This window comes from Amycolatopsis sp. SID8362 (assembly GCF_010550475.1).
In the GTDB taxonomy this organism is placed as follows: Bacteria; Actinomycetota; Actinomycetes; order Mycobacteriales; family Pseudonocardiaceae; genus Amycolatopsis; species Amycolatopsis eburnea.
Genome location: NZ_JAAGNB010001451.1, coordinates 1 through 786 on the forward strand (window position 1 = coordinate 1; position 786 = coordinate 786).

The 786-nt window shown below is 76.0% G+C and carries 1 protein-coding gene; it reads left to right on the forward strand.

Going from position 1 to position 786, the window contains the following annotated elements; genetic code table 11:
• A partial coding sequence (locus G3I65_RS44485; protein ID WP_160701442.1) for a beta-ketoacyl reductase occupies positions 1–786 on the forward strand: 786 nt, incomplete at both ends.

The following is a 786-nucleotide window of genomic DNA, read 5'->3' on the forward strand; positions in this document are numbered from 1 at the left end:
GCCTGCGACGTCGCCGACCGGGACGCGCTGGCGGCCGTGCTCGCCGACGTCCCGGCCGGGCACCCGCTGACCGCGGTGGTGCACACCGCGGGCGTCCTCGACGACGGCCTGCTCGGCTCGCTCACCCCGGAGCGGGTGGCGGCGGTCTTCGCGCCGAAGGCCGACGCCGCCTGGCACCTGCACGAGCTGACCGCCGGACTCGACCTGGCCGCGTTCGTGCTCTACTCCTCGATCTCCGGGGTGTTCGGCGTCGCCGGCCAGTGCAACTACTCGGCCGCCAACGCCTTCCTCGACGCGCTCGCCCAGCGCCGCCGCGCCGAGGGCCTGCCCGCGCTGTCGCTGGCGTGGGGCGGCTGGGCGCAGCTCACCGCCCTGACCGGGACCCTGGACGAGAACGCGCTGCTGCGCATCGCCAAGTCCGGGATGCCGTCGATGACCAACGAGCAGGGCCTGGCCCGGTTCGACGCCGCGTTCACCGTCGAGGCGTCCGTGGTGCTGCCGCTGCGGCTGGAACCGGCCGTCCTGCGCACCCGGCCCCAGGTGCCGCCGGTGCTGCGCGGCCTCGTCCGCGGCCGGTCGCGGCGCTCCGCGTCGGCCGGCGGGCGTTCGCAGCTCACCCAGCAGCTGCTCGGGTTGTCGGCCGAAGAACGGTTCGACCGCGCGCTGGACCTGGTCCGCGCCCAGGTCGCCGCCATCCTCGGGCACGCCTCGGGCGGCTCGGTCGAACCCGGCCGCGCGTTCCAGGAGCTCGGCTTCGACTCGCTGACCGCGGTCGAGCTGCGCAAC